Annotated in this window: 11 protein-coding genes and 1 tRNA gene; 8 read left to right on the top strand and 4 right to left on the bottom strand. The window is 47.1% G+C overall.

Annotation, left to right across the window (positions count from 1 at the left end):
* Positions 1 to 10 precede the first annotated feature (10 nt).
* The 5 genes from GJR95_RS04765 to GJR95_RS04745 all read left to right on the top strand — a co-directional run bounded on the left by GJR95_RS04765 (position 11) and on the right by GJR95_RS04745 (position 10,938).
* The gene (locus GJR95_RS04765; protein ID WP_162384792.1) at positions 11 to 3,190 is read left to right on the top strand and encodes a SusC/RagA family TonB-linked outer membrane protein; all 3,180 of its coding nucleotides are present in this window, start codon (positions 11 to 13) and stop codon (positions 3,188 to 3,190) included.
* A gap of 29 nt (positions 3,191 to 3,219) precedes the next feature.
* On the top strand, positions 3,220 to 4,743 hold the full coding sequence (locus GJR95_RS04760) for a SusD/RagB family nutrient-binding outer membrane lipoprotein (protein ID WP_162384791.1): 1,524 nt from the start codon (positions 3,220 to 3,222) through the stop codon (positions 4,741 to 4,743).
* 132 nt (positions 4,744 to 4,875) lie between these two features.
* Positions 4,876 to 7,776, top strand: a complete 2,901-nt coding sequence (locus GJR95_RS04755) for a tetratricopeptide repeat protein (RefSeq protein WP_162384790.1) — start codon at positions 4,876 to 4,878, stop codon at positions 7,774 to 7,776.
* A gap of 32 nt (positions 7,777 to 7,808) precedes the next feature.
* On the top strand, positions 7,809 to 9,296 hold the full coding sequence (locus GJR95_RS04750; protein WP_162384789.1) for a S10 family peptidase: 1,488 nt from the start codon (positions 7,809 to 7,811) through the stop codon (positions 9,294 to 9,296).
* Positions 9,297 to 9,351: 55 nt separating this feature from the next.
* Entirely contained in the window at positions 9,352 to 10,938 is a 1,587-nt protein-coding gene (locus tag GJR95_RS04745; protein WP_162384788.1) for a S10 family peptidase, read from the top strand.
* A 79-nt stretch (positions 10,939 to 11,017) separates the two neighbouring features.
* Here GJR95_RS04745 and GJR95_RS04740 read toward each other — a convergent pair whose 3' ends face one another.
* A complete protein-coding gene (locus GJR95_RS04740; RefSeq protein ID WP_198424806.1) occupies positions 11,018 to 12,247 on the bottom strand; it encodes a proline dehydrogenase family protein in 1,230 nt (409 codons plus the stop codon).
* Positions 12,248 to 12,668: 421 nt separating this feature from the next.
* On the opposite strand from GJR95_RS04740, the gene GJR95_RS04735 reads away from it, so the two are divergent.
* Complete coding sequence (locus tag GJR95_RS04735; RefSeq protein WP_162384787.1) at positions 12,669 to 13,562, top strand: AraC family transcriptional regulator; 894 nt, start codon at positions 12,669 to 12,671, stop codon at positions 13,560 to 13,562.
* A 132-nt stretch (positions 13,563 to 13,694) separates the two neighbouring features.
* On the opposite strand, the gene GJR95_RS04730 is transcribed toward GJR95_RS04735, so the two are convergent.
* The gene (locus tag GJR95_RS04730; protein ID WP_162384786.1) at positions 13,695 to 14,153 is read right to left on the bottom strand and encodes a GNAT family N-acetyltransferase; all 459 of its coding nucleotides are present in this window, start codon (positions 14,151 to 14,153) and stop codon (positions 13,695 to 13,697) included.
* Positions 14,154 to 14,225: 72 nt separating this feature from the next.
* On the opposite strand from GJR95_RS04730, the gene GJR95_RS04725 reads away from it, so the two are divergent.
* Positions 14,226 to 14,618 (top strand): VOC family protein, encoded by a 393-nt coding sequence (locus tag GJR95_RS04725; RefSeq protein WP_162384785.1) that lies wholly within the window; start codon positions 14,226 to 14,228, stop codon positions 14,616 to 14,618.
* Here GJR95_RS04725 and GJR95_RS04720 read toward each other — a convergent pair.
* Entirely contained in the window at positions 14,615 to 15,598 is a 984-nt protein-coding gene (locus GJR95_RS04720; RefSeq protein ID WP_162384784.1) for an alpha/beta fold hydrolase, read from the bottom strand. The genes GJR95_RS04725 and GJR95_RS04720 overlap by 4 nt on opposite strands.
* 319 nt (positions 15,599 to 15,917) lie before the next feature.
* Positions 15,918 to 16,466 (bottom strand): PAS domain-containing protein, encoded by a 549-nt coding sequence (locus GJR95_RS04715; protein WP_162384783.1) that lies wholly within the window; start codon positions 16,464 to 16,466, stop codon positions 15,918 to 15,920.
* Between the two features lie 258 nt (positions 16,467 to 16,724).
* On the opposite strand from GJR95_RS04715, the gene GJR95_RS04710 reads away from it, so the two are divergent.
* Positions 16,725 to 16,798: transfer RNA gene (locus GJR95_RS04710), tRNA-Asp, on the top strand.
* Positions 16,799 to 16,913 lie beyond the last annotated feature (115 nt).

Genomic DNA, 16,913 nt, shown 5'->3' with positions numbered 1-16,913 from the left:
GCCCACATATATGAAACAATCTCTAACTACAATGCGAGGCTTCATGGTACTACTTGCCGCCTGTTTTTGTCTACTGACAGAACGTAGCGGACTTGCTGGAACCGTATCTTCTTTTCCTAAACCGGCCGATGTTGAAGTGACAGGTACAGTCACCTTCAAAGATGATGGCACACCACTTCCCGGCGCTTCTGTTTTGTTAAAAGGTAGCCCCAATGTTGGTACGATTACCGATGCGAATGGCAAATTCCGCATCAATGTACCCGACGATGCTACGCTGGTTGTGAGTTACATCGGCTACATCGCCCAGGAAATTAAACTAAATGGTCGCTCTACCTTGGCTGTTTCTTTAGAAGCGGATGCTCAGCAGTTGAGCGAAGTGGTGGTTACTTCATTTGGTATAGCCCGCGACAGAAAAACGCTGGGCTACGGCGTCAGTGAAGTAAAAGCCGAACAGATTACCAAAGCCCCCACCACCGACGTGACCAACTCGCTGGCCGGTAAAGTTGCCGGGGTTCAGGTAACCGGAGCAGGCGGTGGCTTTGCGGGTTCTAACGTAACGATACGGGGTTTTTCGACCTTCACGGGGAGCAACCAACCGTTGTACGTCGTCAATGGTGTTCCGCTCGATAACTCCAACGGTAGTGGCGCATCGAACGGCAGTAATTCGGTCAATACGGGGGTGGTCAACTCCAGCCGGATATCCGACATAAACCCGCAGGATATCGAGAGTATCAGCGTCCTGAAGGGAGCAGCAGCTACCGTACTGTATGGTTCGAGAGCCGCATCGGGCGTTATTCTGATTACGACCAAGAAGGGCAAAAAAGGAACGAACAAGCAGATTTCCTTCTCGACCAATACTGCGGTTGGAACGATCAGCCGTTTCCCCAAATTCCAGAATCAATATGCACAGGGGAGCAATGGAACGTATGCCAACAACGTAGCCGGTTCATGGGGGCCGCTCATTCAGGGGCAAACCGTGACGAACTGGTTTGGCAATCCGGAAACCTTGACCGCGTATCCAGATAATGTTCGGGATATTCTGCAAAACTCGATCTCGTCGCAGAACGATCTTAGTTTTTCGGGTGCCAGCGATAAATATGACTACCGGGTATCGTATGGTAATGCTTACGAAACAGCGCTTATTCCGAACAATAAATTAAGCCGAAACAACCTGACCGTAAATGCTGGTACCCAACTGACCAATAAGTTCAGAATCGCGACAGCTTTTACGTATACCAATAACGTTTCTGACCGTACCCAATCGGGCAATCAGGGCTCTAACCCATTATGGCGGGGTATTTATACGCCACGCAGTTATGATTTAACCAATATGCCTTCGCAGGATGCGGCAGGCAATCAGCTTTGGTTTGCGGCAGAAGATCAGCCTTACTGGGCCATCAACCACGTTAAAAACCATCAGGAAGTAAACCGGTTTTACGGCAACATCAACCTGAAATATGATATTACAGATTGGTTACAGGCCGATCTGAAAGTTGGTAGTGACGTATTCACTTACGTTACCAAAGGGTTCGATGACAAAGGCGTTCGGAGTAATGCCAACACCTCTTCGGCTGGTGCAGGTGGTGTTTTAGATCGCTCAGAAATAACCCGGAACCTGAACTCGTACTTAACCGTAACGGCGAACAAGAAACTCACCAGCGACCTGCACCTGACAGCCACCGTTGGGAATGAAATTATTTCCAACTACAACAGTTTTATTCAGGATATTGGGTTAGGCATCGTTGTGGCCGGATTCGATAACGTTAAAAACTTTTTGACGTTTAATCCAACATCCGCTATTACCAAACAGCGAACGGTCGGCTTCTTTGGTGACGTTGTTTTCGACTATAAAACCTGGCTTTCGGTGAATGCAAAAGCGCGGAATGACTTTGCATCGACCCTGTCGCCGGGTAATCAGTCTATTTTCTATCCGGCGGTTGCCGTGAGTTTTGTGCCAACCGAGGCATTCCCTTCCATCAAATCCAAGTTCCTGTCATCGGCCAAAATTCGGGCTAACGTCGGTGAAGTTGGTAAAGGCGCGACGCCCTACGTAATCAATACGTATTACGGAAAAGCAAGCGCATCGGACGGTCTTGGCTCAACCGCCGTTAACTTTCCGTTCAACGGCCTGGCTGGATACACGTACAACAACAGTACCGGGAATCCAAACCTGACACCAGAATTTACGCGTGAAATTGAATTGGGTGCTGAACTGGCCTTTTTCAATGGACGACTCAGTATTGATGGGTCGGTTTACCGGCGGGATAGCCGGAATCTGATTTTCTCCGTTCCGGTTCCCTCTACGTCAGGTTTTACGAGTCTGGCTACCAACGCGGGTAAGCTTTCCACCAAAGGGATTGAATTGCTGGTCACCGGCAATATTATCGAAAAGGAAAACTTCAGTTGGGAAAGTTCACTCAACTTTACCAGTTTCAAATCAATTGTTGAAGAACTGGCTCCCGGTGTAGCCAATATCTCGATCGGTGGTTTTACATCGCCTAATATTCAGTTGGTTCCCGGTCAGCCTTACGGACAAATATGGTCAAATGCCTACCAGCGGAACGCACAGGGGCAAATGATCATTGGCAGCAATGGATTGCCTAAACCAACCACCAACGTTCAGGCAGTTGGCAATCCGAACCCGAAGTTCACGATGGGCTTCAGCAATACCTTCAACTACAAGGGTTTCAGCCTTTCGTTCCTGTTTGATTACAAAGACAAAGGCGACCAGCTTTCGCGCACCATTGGTGATTTGCGCATCAACGGTGTTTCGGAAGAAACTGCTAAATATCCCCGATTCAATGCCGATGGCACCGCCAATAAGCCATATGTGTTCGATGGTGTTCTGGACGATGGCACGAAAAACACGATTGGTGTAACGGCCCAGCAATACTTCAGTCTGCAAGGCAAGTATGTAGCCTGGGAAGGATATGTACTGGATGCTACCTATCTGAAGTTGCGCGAAGCCAACCTTACCTACAAATTACCCGCATCAATACTGGGCAAGTCGAACTTTATTAAAGGCCTACAATTGTCGGTTTATGGTCGCAACCTGTTCATCTATGCACCTAATTATCCAGACCTCGATCCTGAACAAAACCTGTTAGGGGTCAGCAATGCACGCGGTCTTGAATTTGGTATTACACCTACTGCACGGACTATTGGTGGCAGCCTGAGAGCAACGTTTTAACCGTGACTAACCCACAAAAAATTGACATCATGAAGAAGTTACTCTATACAACTGTACTTGCCACTGGATTGGCCTTTAGCTCTTGCAGTACGTTTCTGGATGTAAACGACGACCCAAATAACATTAAGGGCGTACAAGTCTCTCAATTGCTGCCATCCGTTACGGTAAACATCGGCTACATGGGCGCCAGCGATCTGTTGCGCTACTCTACGCTGCTGATGCAGCAATTCAGCGGACAGGGGCCTAATACGGGGTTTGCCACCTTTAAGGAATATGAGCGGTATAACATCAACAATTCGGATGTAAACGGCCAGTGGAGCACTATCTTTTCGACCATTGTGAGTGATCTGGAATTAATGATCGCTCAGTCAACAACCGAAAATAGCCCACACTACGCAGGAGTTGGCAAGATCCTGAAAGCCTATGTCTATCAGATCGTTGTCGACAGCTGGGGCGATACGCCCTACTCAGAAGCAGGTCGTCATAGCGCTAACTTCTATCCTAAGTTTGACGATGACGAAGCGATCTATAAAGATCTGATTCGTTTGCTCGACGATGGCATTAAAGACGTCAGTGCCACCACGTCGACCATGTCGCCCAACGTAAACAGCACGATTTACAGTGGTGCTACCTGGGCCGCATCGCAAACCAAATGGATTCAGTTTGCCAATACCCTGAAACTGCGCATCTTTCTGCATTATTCGGCGAAAGATCCCGCCTTTACATCGGCACAAATTACGGCACTGATCAATAGTGGCGCTAAATTCATGGCCAGCAATGCGGATAATTTCCAGATGCTTTTTCTGTCAGAATCGCAGCGCCAGAACCCACTCTACAGCATGGAAAACGGTCAGTTCAAAAACCAGTTTTTCCCGCATCGCTTTATTGTGGATTTGATGAATTCGAAGAATGATCCCCGTCGGGCATCCTATTTCATTCCATTTCCGTTCAACTCAAGCCCTGCAGCCTATAAGGGCGCGAGCGCACTCGACCCCGATCCGTCGGCAAACTACTCGCGTAGCTATCAGTATGTATACGGCACGCCCTCTGCGCCGAACCAGGCGCTGATCAACGCCAATGGCAGTTTGAAAGATGGCGCTATTACGTTTAGTGGTAACAGTCCGGCGCGGTTACTTACGTTTGCTGAGTACAATTTCATTCGGGCCGAAGCGGCACTGTTATACAGCGCTCCTGGTAGTGCACAGAGCTTTTTCGAAGCCGGAATTCGGGCATCAATGACCGATGCAGCCGTACCGGCAGCCGATGTTACTACGTATCTGACTGCTAACGGAACGCTGAAAGGAACTCCTCAGCAAATGCTCCAGCAAATCATCAACGAGAAATACGTGGCTAACCACGCCGTACTGGTAGAACCGTGGACCGACTACCGCAGAACGGGTTATCCGGCTTTAACGCCTTTCAAAACACCGTTTGCCATCTACGACGAAGTACCGCGGTCACTCTTCTATGCTCAGTCTGAAATAAGCAATAACCCAAATGCCAAACAGAAAAGCACAATGCTTGAACGGGTATTCTGGGATACGCGCAAGTAATCAATAAATAGTCCGACGTTTGGCACCCGAAGTTTCGCCGTTTCAATTATACTTCATCAATATCCTCTTAAAAGTAACTTCAACAGTCGAACGTCGGACTATTTATAACCTATTTCCTTTGACCAGTACGCCATGCTGAAATTCTATTTTCTGCCTATACTCTTCCTGTGCGTTGCGGGCAACTTATCAGCCCAACAGGCTGGCGATACCAAAGCAGCACAAACCCTATTGGAGCAGACCCGAACGTTGGTGCGCGGTCAGCTTCGACAAAGCACTACCGGTAGAGCCGCAATACTCAAACGGATGTTCGATCTTGGTCTCTGGCAGGAAGCAACGGATGCCCTCAAAACAGGGAAAGGCTTAATTAACGCTGAGAAATCGCTTCTTTGGGCTGAGTATCACTGGCTAACGAACGATTTTCAACAGGCTGAAAAAGACGTAAAAAGCGCGCTGGCATCCGACAAAAACAACAGCTGGGCAAAACGGTCAAAGGCGCTGCTGGCCATTGAAGCGTGGGATCTCCAGAACGCCGAGAAGCAATGCAAGGCGATGCTTGCCAGTAATCCAAATGACGAAGAAACGTCGGTGGTGCTGGGTCGGGCGTTGTTGCTCCAAAAGAAATACCCGGAAGCGCTCACCGTTGCGAAAAAACTTCAGAATAAGAACCCTAAACTGGCCGCAGCTTACCTGCTTGAAGCCAATGTCTATTTCTGGGATCAACATCCCGAACAGGCCGAAGCTCCGCTCGTGAAGTCCTTAACGCTCGACCCGTTGAACGCCGATGCCCGCTTCAGTTATGGCTATGCAATCTGGCGACGGATCGATGCTACGCAGCTGAACGACATGGCGGCACAGTGGCAACTGGCACTCGCTATTAATCCGCTCCATTTTCAGACACACTGGCATTGGGGAAATGGCCATACCAACCTTACGTATGCCGATTATGCGGATAAGGACGAGAAAGAAATTCGGGAGAAGTTAAAAGAAGTCGATAAGTTATTCCGGGCCAATCGGCTGGCCGACGCCGTTGCCATTACTCGTCAGGTTGAGCAACAATACCCATCGTCGGTGCTGCCCGCCATGCACCGGGCGTCTATTTACTACAGCGATTTCGATAGCCCCAACCGCAAGGCCAATCTGGATTCGGCTGAGCAGATATTTACGACCATTCTGGATCGAAAAAAGCATTATGGTCCAGCTCACAATGGATTATCGGCGGTCATCAAATCGAAGCGGATACCGTATCTGATGACCTATGATTCGATTACGACCGTACTCAAAACCACAAAAATTAACGATCCGGAAAACTTCGCGAATGTATTTCCTGATCTGAGTTACTATTCGGGCAACCGCGCCAAAGCAATGGTCTGGAATCAGATGTATACCAGCGTTGTGTATTTCCCTTTCCTCTCGAAACAGGGCAATGCGTTTGTGGTGCCTCCACTCCATATTGACCTGGCCATCGCCATGCGATCTCCTTATTTTCGGTTCACGACTACGTTCGATAACCGGCAATGGATGGACATTCGGGGTGTAGGTAGCGGAGCCGCAGCCATCGAATACGTAGAACGCGGGGCTTATGAGGAACGGAACGTAGTGTTGCATGAATACGTCCACCTGTTTCATGGCCGAGTGCTCACCGACGCCGAAAATCGTCAGATCCGTGAGCGGTATTACCATGCGATGAAAAACAAGCTCACGCTGGATTATTATTCGCAGAATAACGAATCTGAATATTTTGCACAGACATACCCCGCTTATTTTGAGTCGATGAAAGTGCATCCGCTGGACTTCAAGTCGATGAATATAACCGCGGAACTCAAGGCTAAAGATCCGGAAATGTATAAGTTTTTGGACGCTTTGGTCAAAAAAGAACGTGCGTATCTGAATGGCAATAAGGCGGTTATGGCTTCCAACTGGGCGCAGGTTTACATTAATCTGAGCAACAAAGTTATCAAGTCAGATTCGGTAGCTGCGGCTAAGTACCTCGATACGGCCTTAGTTTACGATAGTAAATACCAGCCTGCTTACCTGGCCTACGCCCGACTCAAACAACAACAGAAGGATTTCGAGAAGGCGCTCAGTTACATCAAAGCGGCCGAAACGATCGATCCCGGCTATGCTCCTGTTTATGCGGCTTATTCGCAGCTTGAAGAAGCGAAATACACCCCCGACAAAAGCCGCGATGAGCTAATTAAAACGCAGGCTGGCTGGTTGCAAAAAGCACTGGATCTGGAGAAAGATTTTCAGACTCGGGCCTCCGTTGCTATCCAGTTACGGGATATGTATTTCCAGAACGGCCGAATCAGCCAGGCGATCAAAGCAGCCGAAGACTATGCGGCCAACGGACCCGACGTGTCGACCTACCTGCGCGACCGGCGCGACGATGCGAAAGCGTTTGCCGCAGCCCAACGGGGTATGTTAGGCTATGCCAATCAGCTCGACGTGCTAAAGAAGCTGGTCTTACAACGGCCGCAGAACTATGAATTACGCGGTTTATACGCCGATGCGTTACTGGCTAACGGACGCTATCAGGAGTGCATCGAAACCATGAAGCAGGTGCAGCGGATACTGGAAGCGGGCAAAAACGGGCGTACCGATTTTGATCTACGCATCGCAGAAAGTTATGCAAAACTGAATAAACAGGATTCACTCACGTACTATCTGGACAAGGTGAAAGCCGAGAAAACCGAGCTTACGGCTATCGATAAACAGCGATTGGTCCGTCTGTTTGCGCTGGCGAAACGAGTACCCGAAGCCGAAGCCCTTTTCACCAGCCTGCCAGCAAAAGGGACATTGATTTATCAATCAGCAGCATTCCAGTCGAATGGGCACATTCAGGCACTGAATGGCAAATCGGATGACGCCATAACGAATTTCAAAAAATCACTGGAATACAATCCGTATAACCTCGATAGTTACGTCGGGCTGGCTAGTCTATACAAGCAGGCAGGGAAGCAGGCTGAACTGAAGGGCCTGATGGCAGCCGCCAACCAACTCGATATTAAACCGGGCGAAATCGCTGGTTTATAAGAAGATAACAAAACCACAATGACTGTAAGCCCATGAAACAACCGATTACCTTATTCCTCATTTACCTCGTTACCCTTACTTTTTCATCTGCCCAAACCCGTTCACTGAAACTCGATTCCGACGTAGTCACCAACGATCAGGTTACGATTAAAGGAAAAGTTGTTCCCTACAAAGCGACGGCCGGAACGCAACCCGTATGGGATGAAAACGGAAAGCCAATTGCCTCCCTGTTTTACGTATACTACGAGCGGTCAGACGTTTCTGACAAGACGACCCGCCCGCTGTTCATTTCGTTTAACGGTGGACCTGGGGCCGCATCCTGCTGGATGCACATCGGCTACACAGGACCCAAGCGCGTAATGACGGATAGTGAAGGCTATCCAATGCAACCATACGGCGTTAGAGACAACCCAAATTCCATTCTGGATGTCGCCGATATCGTGTATGTTGAGCCCGTTAATACCGGTTTTTCACGAGCCATTAATGACTCGATACCCAAGTCGAAGTTCTTTGGTGTGAACGCCGATATCAAGTACCTGGCCGAATGGCTCAACGTGTTCGTGGGTCGCAAAAACCGCTGGCCTTCGCCCAAGTACCTCATTGGCGAAAGCTACGGAACCACCCGCGTATCGGGCTTGGCTCTGGAGTTGCAGAACGCCAACTGGATGTACCTCAATGGAGTCATTCTGGTCTCGCCTACCGATCTGGGTATTGAGCGGGGTGGGCCTATCGAGGCTGCCAACCTGCTACCTTACTATTCGGCAACGGCCTGGTATCATAAAGTACTCGCTGCTGATCTTCAGAAAAAAGATTTGAACGATATCCTGCCTGAAGTCGAGCAGTTTACTATCAATGAACTGGTTCCGGCCATAACGCGAGGGGGTTTTCTGGAGCCAGAAAAAAAGAAGCAGATTGCCGCCAAAATGGCTCGCTACTCGGGCCTATCCGAAAAAGTGATTCTGGAACATAACCTGATCGTTCCTTCTACTTTTTACTGGAAAGAGCTATTGCGGGATAAAGGCTACCAGATCGGCCGTTTGGATTCACGGTATCTGGGTATCGACCGGGAAACCGCTGGTGATCGTCCCGATTATGCCGCCGAATATACCTCCTGGCAACACTCCTTTACGCCAGCTATCAACTATTACCTCCGCCAGCACCTCAACTACAAAACCGATCTGAAATATTACATCGCCGGGCAAACCCGTCCCTGGGATCGTGATGGCGCTAATGCGGACCGAACCGGCGAAAATCTGCGGCAGGCCATGGCTCAGAACCCATACCTGCACGTCATGATCCAGTCGGGTTATTTTGATGGCGCTACGGATTATTTCAACGCTAAATTCAACATGTGGCACATTGATCCGAGCGGCAAACTAAAGAGTCGCCTTGACTGGAAAGGCTACCGGAGCGGCCACATGATGTATCTGCGGGATGAAGACATGGCAACCTCGACCGACGACATTCGCACGTTCATCCAGAAAACGTTACCCAAACCCAACCAACCGGCGAAGTACTAACTAACATCTTACAACAAAACAATTACCACTCATTCTTTAACCAGTACGCTACTACATGAAACGGATTGCTATTTTATTGCTCATTGGCCTCACAACAGGTTCGTTATCGTTTGCGCAAGGGCAGCGCGGGCAGGGTCAACGAGCAGCGGGAGGTCCACCAGCCGACGCACCGGCAGCAAGACCCAACTCCGGCCCTGCTGCCAAACCAGCTCCAGGCGACCTTACATTGCCAATGGACTCAACCATTACAACCTCCAGTGCCGTTACCATCAAAGGACAGCGCGTACCGTATACGGCTACCGTTGGTACGCAGCCGGTTTGGGATGAAAACGGCAAACCCATTGCTGGTGTGTTTTATACGTATTACGAGCGGTCGGATGTAAAAGACCGGACAACCCGCCCATTGGTGATTTCCTTCAATGGTGGCCCCGGTACAGCATCGGTCTGGATGCACCTCGCCTATACGGGTCCTAAATTGCTCAATATCGACAATGAAGGCTATCCATTACAGCCTTATACGATCAAGGACAATCCGAACTCGATTCTCGACGTTGCCGATATTGTTTACATTGATCCCGTCAACACCGGCTATTCCCGGATGGCTAACAAAGACGTTCCCCGGTCGAAATTCTTTGGTGTGAACGCCGATATCAAGTACCTGGCCGAATGGCTCAACGTGTTCGTGGGTCGCAAAAACCGCTGGCCTTCGCCCAAATACCTCATTGGCGAAAGCTATGGAACCACCCGCGTATCGGGCCTGGCTCTGGAGTTGCAGAACGCCAACTGGATGTACCTCAATGGAGTCATTCTGGTCTCGCCTACCGATCTGGGTATCAACCGGGAAGGGCCTGTAGGCGCGGCTAACCTATTGCCTTATTACTCAGCAACGGCCTGGTTTCACAAAGCGCTCCCAACCGATCTTCAGCAAAAAGACCTGACGGCCATGTTGCCTGAAGTGGAGCAGTTTACCATCAATGAATTTATTCCGGCCCTGGCCAAAGGTGGTTTCCTGGAAGCGGATAAGAAAAAACAGATTGCAGCGAAGGTAGCCCGCTACTCGGGTTTATCCGAGAAAGTAATTCTGGAGCATAATCTGATGGTTCCAACTTCTTTCTTTTGGAAAGAACTCCTGCGGGATAAAGGTCAAACGATTGGCCGTTTAGATTCGCGGTACCTGGGTATCGACCGGGAAGATGCTGGTGAACGGCCCGATTATTCACCAGAACTTACGTCGTGGCTTCACTCGTTTGCGGCTCCCATTAACTATTATTTCAGGGAGTTCCTGAACTACAAAACAGACCTGAAATACTACATGTTTGGGCCTGTTCATCCGTGGGCACGCACGGCCGAAAATACGGACCGAACCGGCGAAAACCTTCGTCAGGCCATGGCTCAGAACCCCTATCTGCATCTGCTGGTACAATCAGGTTATTATGACGGTGCCTGCGATTATTTCGGCGCTCAGTACAACATGTGGCAAATGGACCCAAGTGGAAAGCTTAAAAGCAGAATGGACTGGAAAGGGTATCGCAGCGGTCACATGATGTATCTGCGTCAGGAAGACCTTGTCAAGTCGAATGATGACCTGCGTGATTTCATCAAAAAATCGACTCCAAAACCCAATCAACCAGCGAAGTATTAACTGGATTCTGGTTGGCTGACGCATTATTCTTAGTGCCGTGTCAGCCAACCAGAACCTGAAAGCTACAACCTGAAAACACTTAAATACCTCTCCTCTTTATTTCCTTCTCAATTAAAAACAGCTCCCTGCTGGTTTGTCCAGCAACGGAGCTGTTTTCTTGTGCGCGTCTCATCAAATACGGAATTACATCGTCAATCGGGCCATACGGCAGGTATTTACTCACATTACAGCCAATCTTGGCCAGGTTAAATGTAATGTTGTCGCTCATGCCGTAGAGTTGGGAAAAATGAATGTGCGGATGATTAACGGCGAGATTGGCTTCATCCAATAATCGGACTGCGAATTGAGCACTGTACTCGTTGTGAGACGCAATGATAACCGAGATGGTATCAATATGCTGGATACTGTATGAAATGGCTGCATTAAAATCCTGGTCGCTGGCCGATTTATCGCGTTGAATTGGCGAGGAGTCATTCAACGCATTCGCCCGTTTGCGCTCCTTTTCCATATAAGCGCCCCGAACAATTTTGGCGCCTAAAATAAACTTGTTTTTTAAGGCTATCTGATGGGAGTATTTTAAAAATTCAAGCCGGTCGTGCCGGTAAAGTTGGATGGTATTATAGATAATTGCTTTTTTCTTATTGTATCGCTCCATAACCTGCATGGTAAGCGCATCAATCGTATACTGTATCCACGACTCTTCAGCATCAATCAGAATCCCAACTTTTTTTTCAATAGCAAGCTCACAAATTTCTTCAACCCGACGCACAACATTTGCCCATTCCTGCTCTTCTTCCGGGTTCAGTTGTTTTGTATCGATCGAAAAACCGGCAGCTGAACTCGCAGAAAACTGGTTTAATTTCTCAAGGAGTGAAAAGCGGGCGAGTGCCGTTAATTTGATGCTAATAAAATTAATATTATCAAGGCTTGAGGCATGATTAATTACCCGAATAAATTCATTTTTAGCTTCCTCAAAATCCTTTTCACTTTCTTTTCCTTCAGCACCATAATCCAGGATAAGGCTGATGCCATATTTCTTTAAGTCGTTGACAATAACCGAGGTTTGCTCAAGGGTCTCTCCGCCCACAAATTGTTCAAATATTGTTGATCGAAGCAGGCCATTAATTGGTAATTTCCAGTTAACGGCAAGTAATGTTAATCTTGTCCCTACCTTCACTAACCAGGACTGGTTCATTAATTGAAACAGTCGATATGTTTTTTTTAGCTGGGCATTCGACTTATAAATAAAAGCCTGCTCAGTATCGTCAAAATAAATTTTTGCTTGTAAATTCATACCATTTTTCTTCAAAGCTATTGATAGAATTAATGCAATAAATGCATCGGCAATTTTCGATTAAACATGGATAATTATTGCCTATTCATAAAAACGGCAAACAAAGCATCAAAAGCATAGTCAGAATGGCATATCGTCAAAAGAAACCTATATTTCATTGTGGTGACAATATATTTGAAAATAAATACCTGCCACAAAAGCAAGTTCTGTAAAAATACTAAGTACTAATACTTATGTAATACATTTTTTCTGATAGATGACAAAAAATTACCATTATTTTTCTGCCACTTTGGTTCAGCCAATAAAATTCATAGTATTATCTTGCGGGCTGTACTTGCCAGGATAAGTATTGGTTAATGAGTTATTTACCAGCAAACGCGTCGAGCTGTGAATAATATAATTTAGTTGTTGAAAAATAATATTTACTCCTCTATTTATGAAAGTGTTGGACTTTACACCCCCGGTTCCTAAAGAGGATTCGGTAGTAGTGGATGAAGACATCCTGCCTAATTTTTATAATTACTATCATCGCCATAAACAATTACAGATCACCATGATTATTCGTGGTGAAGGCACTCTTATGGCTGGCAATTATAGTCAGGCATTTAAGCCAGGTGATATTTATATTCTTGGAGCAAATCAACCCCATATCTTCAAATCTGATCCATCTCATTTTGCAAACCCTGATAAAATAAATGCGCATGCCATTCATATCTATTTTGATCAGGATCGAATTCCAGTTGAGTTTTTCAGTCTTCCGGAGATGGAATCAATCAGTAGCTTTCTAAACACGACGCAAAACGGGTTCCAGCTTCCATCTGAACATGTCAATTATGTTGGTAAAATAATTAATAGATTGACAACCAGATCCAATCTGGAACGCTTACTTACGCTGATCAATTTATTCGATTATTTTTCAAAAGAAGTACGCGGCTGGAAGTCATTGGATTCCGGGTTATCCAACAATTATTTTCCTGAAGGAGAAGGAGTCAGGATGAATGAGGTTTTTCAATATACACTGGAACATTATGCGGAAAATATTACGCTAAATAAAATTGCAGAAATAGCTCATATAACACCGCATGCCTTCTGCAAATATTTCAAAAAACATACCAGAAAAACATACAATTCTTTCCTGAACGAAATACGTATCAGCGAGGCCTGTAAAAAGATCATTAACAGTAATCATGATGGCATATCTACCATAGCCTATTCAACGGGCTTTAATAGTGCAACTAATTTCAATCGGGTTTTCCGAAAAACCACAGGCATGTCGCCAAGAGATTACATAAGGGAATACAAAAGCAAAGGCAATCTGTATTCAAATTGATATAGACTTTCGCGGTGAAGCGTGTGATGCGTGCCACGGTTACTACTGATGAGCAAACAAACCACGGTCCGCCGTGCGGTGACACGCTTCTGAACGAAAGCCCTATGGTAGTACAGAAATGAGGCTATCTTTTTACGTCAAATGAAGTTTCATTCCCTCATGCGAGTCAATAAACCCCAGTGATTCGTAAAACCGTTTGGCTTCCGGGCGCTTTTTATCGGTAGTTAGCTGAAGCAGATGAGCGCCTTTCGACCTGGCCCGTTGAATGGCATACTGAAAAATCTCCTTCCCGATTCCCTTTCCGCGGTAGTTCGATTTCACCCGAACGGCTTCAATCTGTGCTCTTATACGGCCCTGATAGGTCAGGTACTGAATGAAACTCAATTGAAAGGTGGCGACAATTTCGGTGTTGACCTCAACCACAGTTAGCTCCTGATGCGGATCAGCGGCAATAATGTTAAATGCCTTCTGATACGCATCGGGCAATGGCACTTGAAAATTCTCCCGTAATGCGCCTAATTTATCATCGGAGAGCATCCTGACAATTTCTACCAGATCATACTCAGTAGCTAATCGATACGTTACTTCCATTCCCTATTTTCGTAGCCTAAGTAGCTTGAGACACTTATTGGGTGATTCAGGAAAATCGTTCATCTTTGCTCCATGCACATAGAACACCTGGCAATTTGGGTTCGTAATCTGGAGCAGATGCGGCACTTTTATGAAATGTATTTTGGCGTCGTTTCCAATGAAAAATACAGCAATGTAACGAAAGGGTTTTCGTCTTATTTTCTGACATTTCCGGCGGGTGGCTCGCGACTGGAGATCATGCAGATGCCCGGTATTCCGGAGACGCTGAATGATGCATTTGTCCAATTTACGGGCCTCACCCATTTTGCCATATCCGTCGGTAGCGAAACAGCCGTCGATGCATTGACCGAACGATTACGAGCTGATGGTTACTCGATAGTAGGCGAACCCCGTCGAACTGGCGACGGCTATTACGAAAGCGTCGTATTTGACCCGGAATTAAATCGGATTGAAATAACAGCCTAATGAATAAGTACTGATGAATAAAGGCCTTTGGTCGATTTTTCTCCTTTTATTGCCATCTGCTTAGGCTTCCCCACTGCTTTATTTATACGTTGAGTCAGAATGTCGAGCAGAATGTCGGTCATATACTCACGCTTATTAAATACGATGTCGTGGCGATTTTCAGGCAACAAAAACTGCTTAACCCGAGCATTAATGAGGTGTTGTTGCGCAAATGATACATTAGTCGGATAAACCAATTCGTCGCGCTGACCGTGAAGCATCGTGATTTTCGCCCTGATTTTAGGCCAATCGGGCAAAATTGCTTCTAATGCCTTCCTATGGGCTAATTTTTCGTCATTAGCCAGACGCAACAATGTTGGAATACCCCAACGCAGCAACGGTGTATCCACCCAATGGCTTATCGGATAGGTCCGCTCCAGCCCAGGCCCCAGCGCCGACGACACAAATACCACATGATTAACTTCTTCGGGGTTATTCATGGCCAACCGCGCCGATACAGACCCTCCATACGACGACCCAACCACCATCAAGTAAGGTGCATTCTTATATCGATTAATGAGCGGCTGTAAAAACTGAGCCTGCCGCACAACCGATGTCTCTACACGCCCGAAATCGGAGTAGCCATAGCCGGGCCGATCAACAGCCACCAATTGAGCGCGGTTCAATAAGGCCGTATCCTTGAAAAATTCATTGAAAAAGGAAAGTGAACTGGGCGCACCATGCACAAACAGGACCACCGGAAGGGCCGAATCACCCGAAAGGGCAGGTGTTTCCATGAATCGGATGGTCCGGGGTTGATTGTTACCGTCTTTTATCCGGTAATGGTGCACCGTAGGCCGTACGCGTTGCCCTTTGAATTCATCGGCTAACTCCTGATCAGTTTGCCGAAAATCTATAAACCAGGCCGCTAATAATGTTCCAAGAGCGAGAACCAGGATAGCCAATAGGCTCCATCGAAGTACAAGCAAAAACCGTTTCATATGCAGTGTCGTGTGAGGATATAACTGCAAATCGGCGACCAAAGGTTTACGAAAATACAGAAAGCTTCGTAAACGGCGTAATTATATAGAACAAGCTGGTTTGCCTGCACAAAAAAACCACCAGACAGATTGGCAAATCATCCCTGATTTTCAGTCCGGCACTATTGACCCTGGTCCATCAGCAATCCAGATAAAACCACTACGCGCAACCGACATTTATACGGTCACACCCGATCAGCGAACAAACAAATGATTATTAATCTATTTGGCAAATAGGTAATCGTGAGAGACTATTGGTGATTAAACCGGGGGCAGATGGCTATAAACTTTCTTTCACTTCACTCTCAACGGCCAGAAAGTGTGTCAATTCACCGTGGCTATCGTAGAGTGGATCGATTTCCACCCGGCATATATAGGATTCGCCATCCTTGCGATAGTTCAAAAGATCGGCTTTTACGGAGTCTGCCCGCTTGAGTGATTCATGTACGCGCAACAACGTGGCAGGGTCTGTTTCGGGGCCCTGTAAAATTCTGGGCGTCTTTCCCACTGCTTCCGCGTGTGAGTATCCGGTCATCGTCAAAAAATTGCGGCTTGTCCAAAGAATCGTCTTGGAAAGATCGGTTAGTACGAGTGTAAAACCAGATTGCAGTTTTTTGACATACGTATTCCGTTGTCGTCGAGGCATATTCCAGTCAAATATCTCTCCAAGTTGCCGAAACAGTTGAACTTCTTTACGACTAGCCCGCTGTTGTGCCTGTTCAAGCATAAAGATTTCGAAACAGGCAACAGGATACGACCGATTTCCCTCCTGTCGAGATCGGTTATATACCTTATTCACCAATTCTGAGTATGATTCCGATGTAAGCATCGTATTGGAGAAGAACGGTTTCTAGTAGAAAGATAGCAGGTGCGGTTAGCAAAACCTAAAACGGCATGTTAAATAATTAGAAGTACAGGCCGGCATTATTTTTTTTTGTGGTAAACGGGCTGATTTCCAAGGGATGTCCGTACGGATCAACCATGGATCTCATTTTTTTTTGATCCACCTCTTGTACATACCATCAAAAGCGTCTACTTTTGTGCCACGATTAAGGAAAACGGCAGCGTTGACCGAGAAATCAAAAATGGTTCGGTAGTTCAGTTGGTTAGAATACCTGCCTGTCACGCAGGGGGTCGCGGGTTCGAGCCCCGTCCGGACCGCCCAACAGTCAAAAAACCCGCATAGCGCCCTTCTATGCGGGTTTTTACTTTCCTAGGTCACTTCCGAATGGTCCAAAACGGACAAACATTTCCGAATTTTCTCCGACAAAAATTT

It is taken from the genome of Spirosoma endbachense, from assembly GCF_010233585.1.
Taxonomy (GTDB): domain Bacteria; phylum Bacteroidota; class Bacteroidia; order Cytophagales; family Spirosomataceae; genus Spirosoma; species Spirosoma endbachense.
This window is presented reverse-complemented; position numbering and strand designations above follow the sequence as displayed.

Excerpts from the sequence above, each read along its gene's own strand:
- GJR95_RS04765 (WP_162384792.1), top strand. The coding sequence starts at position 11 with ATGAAACAATCTCTAACTACAATGCGAGGCTTCATGGTACTACTTGCC.
- GJR95_RS04760 (WP_162384791.1), top strand. The coding sequence starts at position 3,220 with ATGAAGAAGTTACTCTATACAACTGTACTTGCCACTGGATTGGCCTTT.
- GJR95_RS04755 (WP_162384790.1), top strand. The coding sequence starts at position 4,876 with ATGCTGAAATTCTATTTTCTGCCTATACTCTTCCTGTGCGTTGCGGGC.
- GJR95_RS04750 (WP_162384789.1), top strand. The coding sequence starts at position 7,809 with ATGAAACAACCGATTACCTTATTCCTCATTTACCTCGTTACCCTTACT.
- GJR95_RS04745 (WP_162384788.1), top strand. The coding sequence starts at position 9,352 with ATGAAACGGATTGCTATTTTATTGCTCATTGGCCTCACAACAGGTTCG.
- GJR95_RS04735 (WP_162384787.1), top strand. The coding sequence starts at position 12,669 with ATGAAAGTGTTGGACTTTACACCCCCGGTTCCTAAAGAGGATTCGGTA.
- GJR95_RS04730 (WP_162384786.1), bottom strand. The coding sequence starts at position 14,153 with ATGGAAGTAACGTATCGATTAGCTACTGAGTATGATCTGGTAGAAATT.
- GJR95_RS04725 (WP_162384785.1), top strand. The coding sequence starts at position 14,226 with ATGCACATAGAACACCTGGCAATTTGGGTTCGTAATCTGGAGCAGATG.
- GJR95_RS04720 (WP_162384784.1), bottom strand. The coding sequence starts at position 15,598 with ATGAAACGGTTTTTGCTTGTACTTCGATGGAGCCTATTGGCTATCCTG.
- GJR95_RS04715 (WP_162384783.1), bottom strand. The coding sequence starts at position 16,466 with ATGCTTACATCGGAATCATACTCAGAATTGGTGAATAAGGTATATAAC.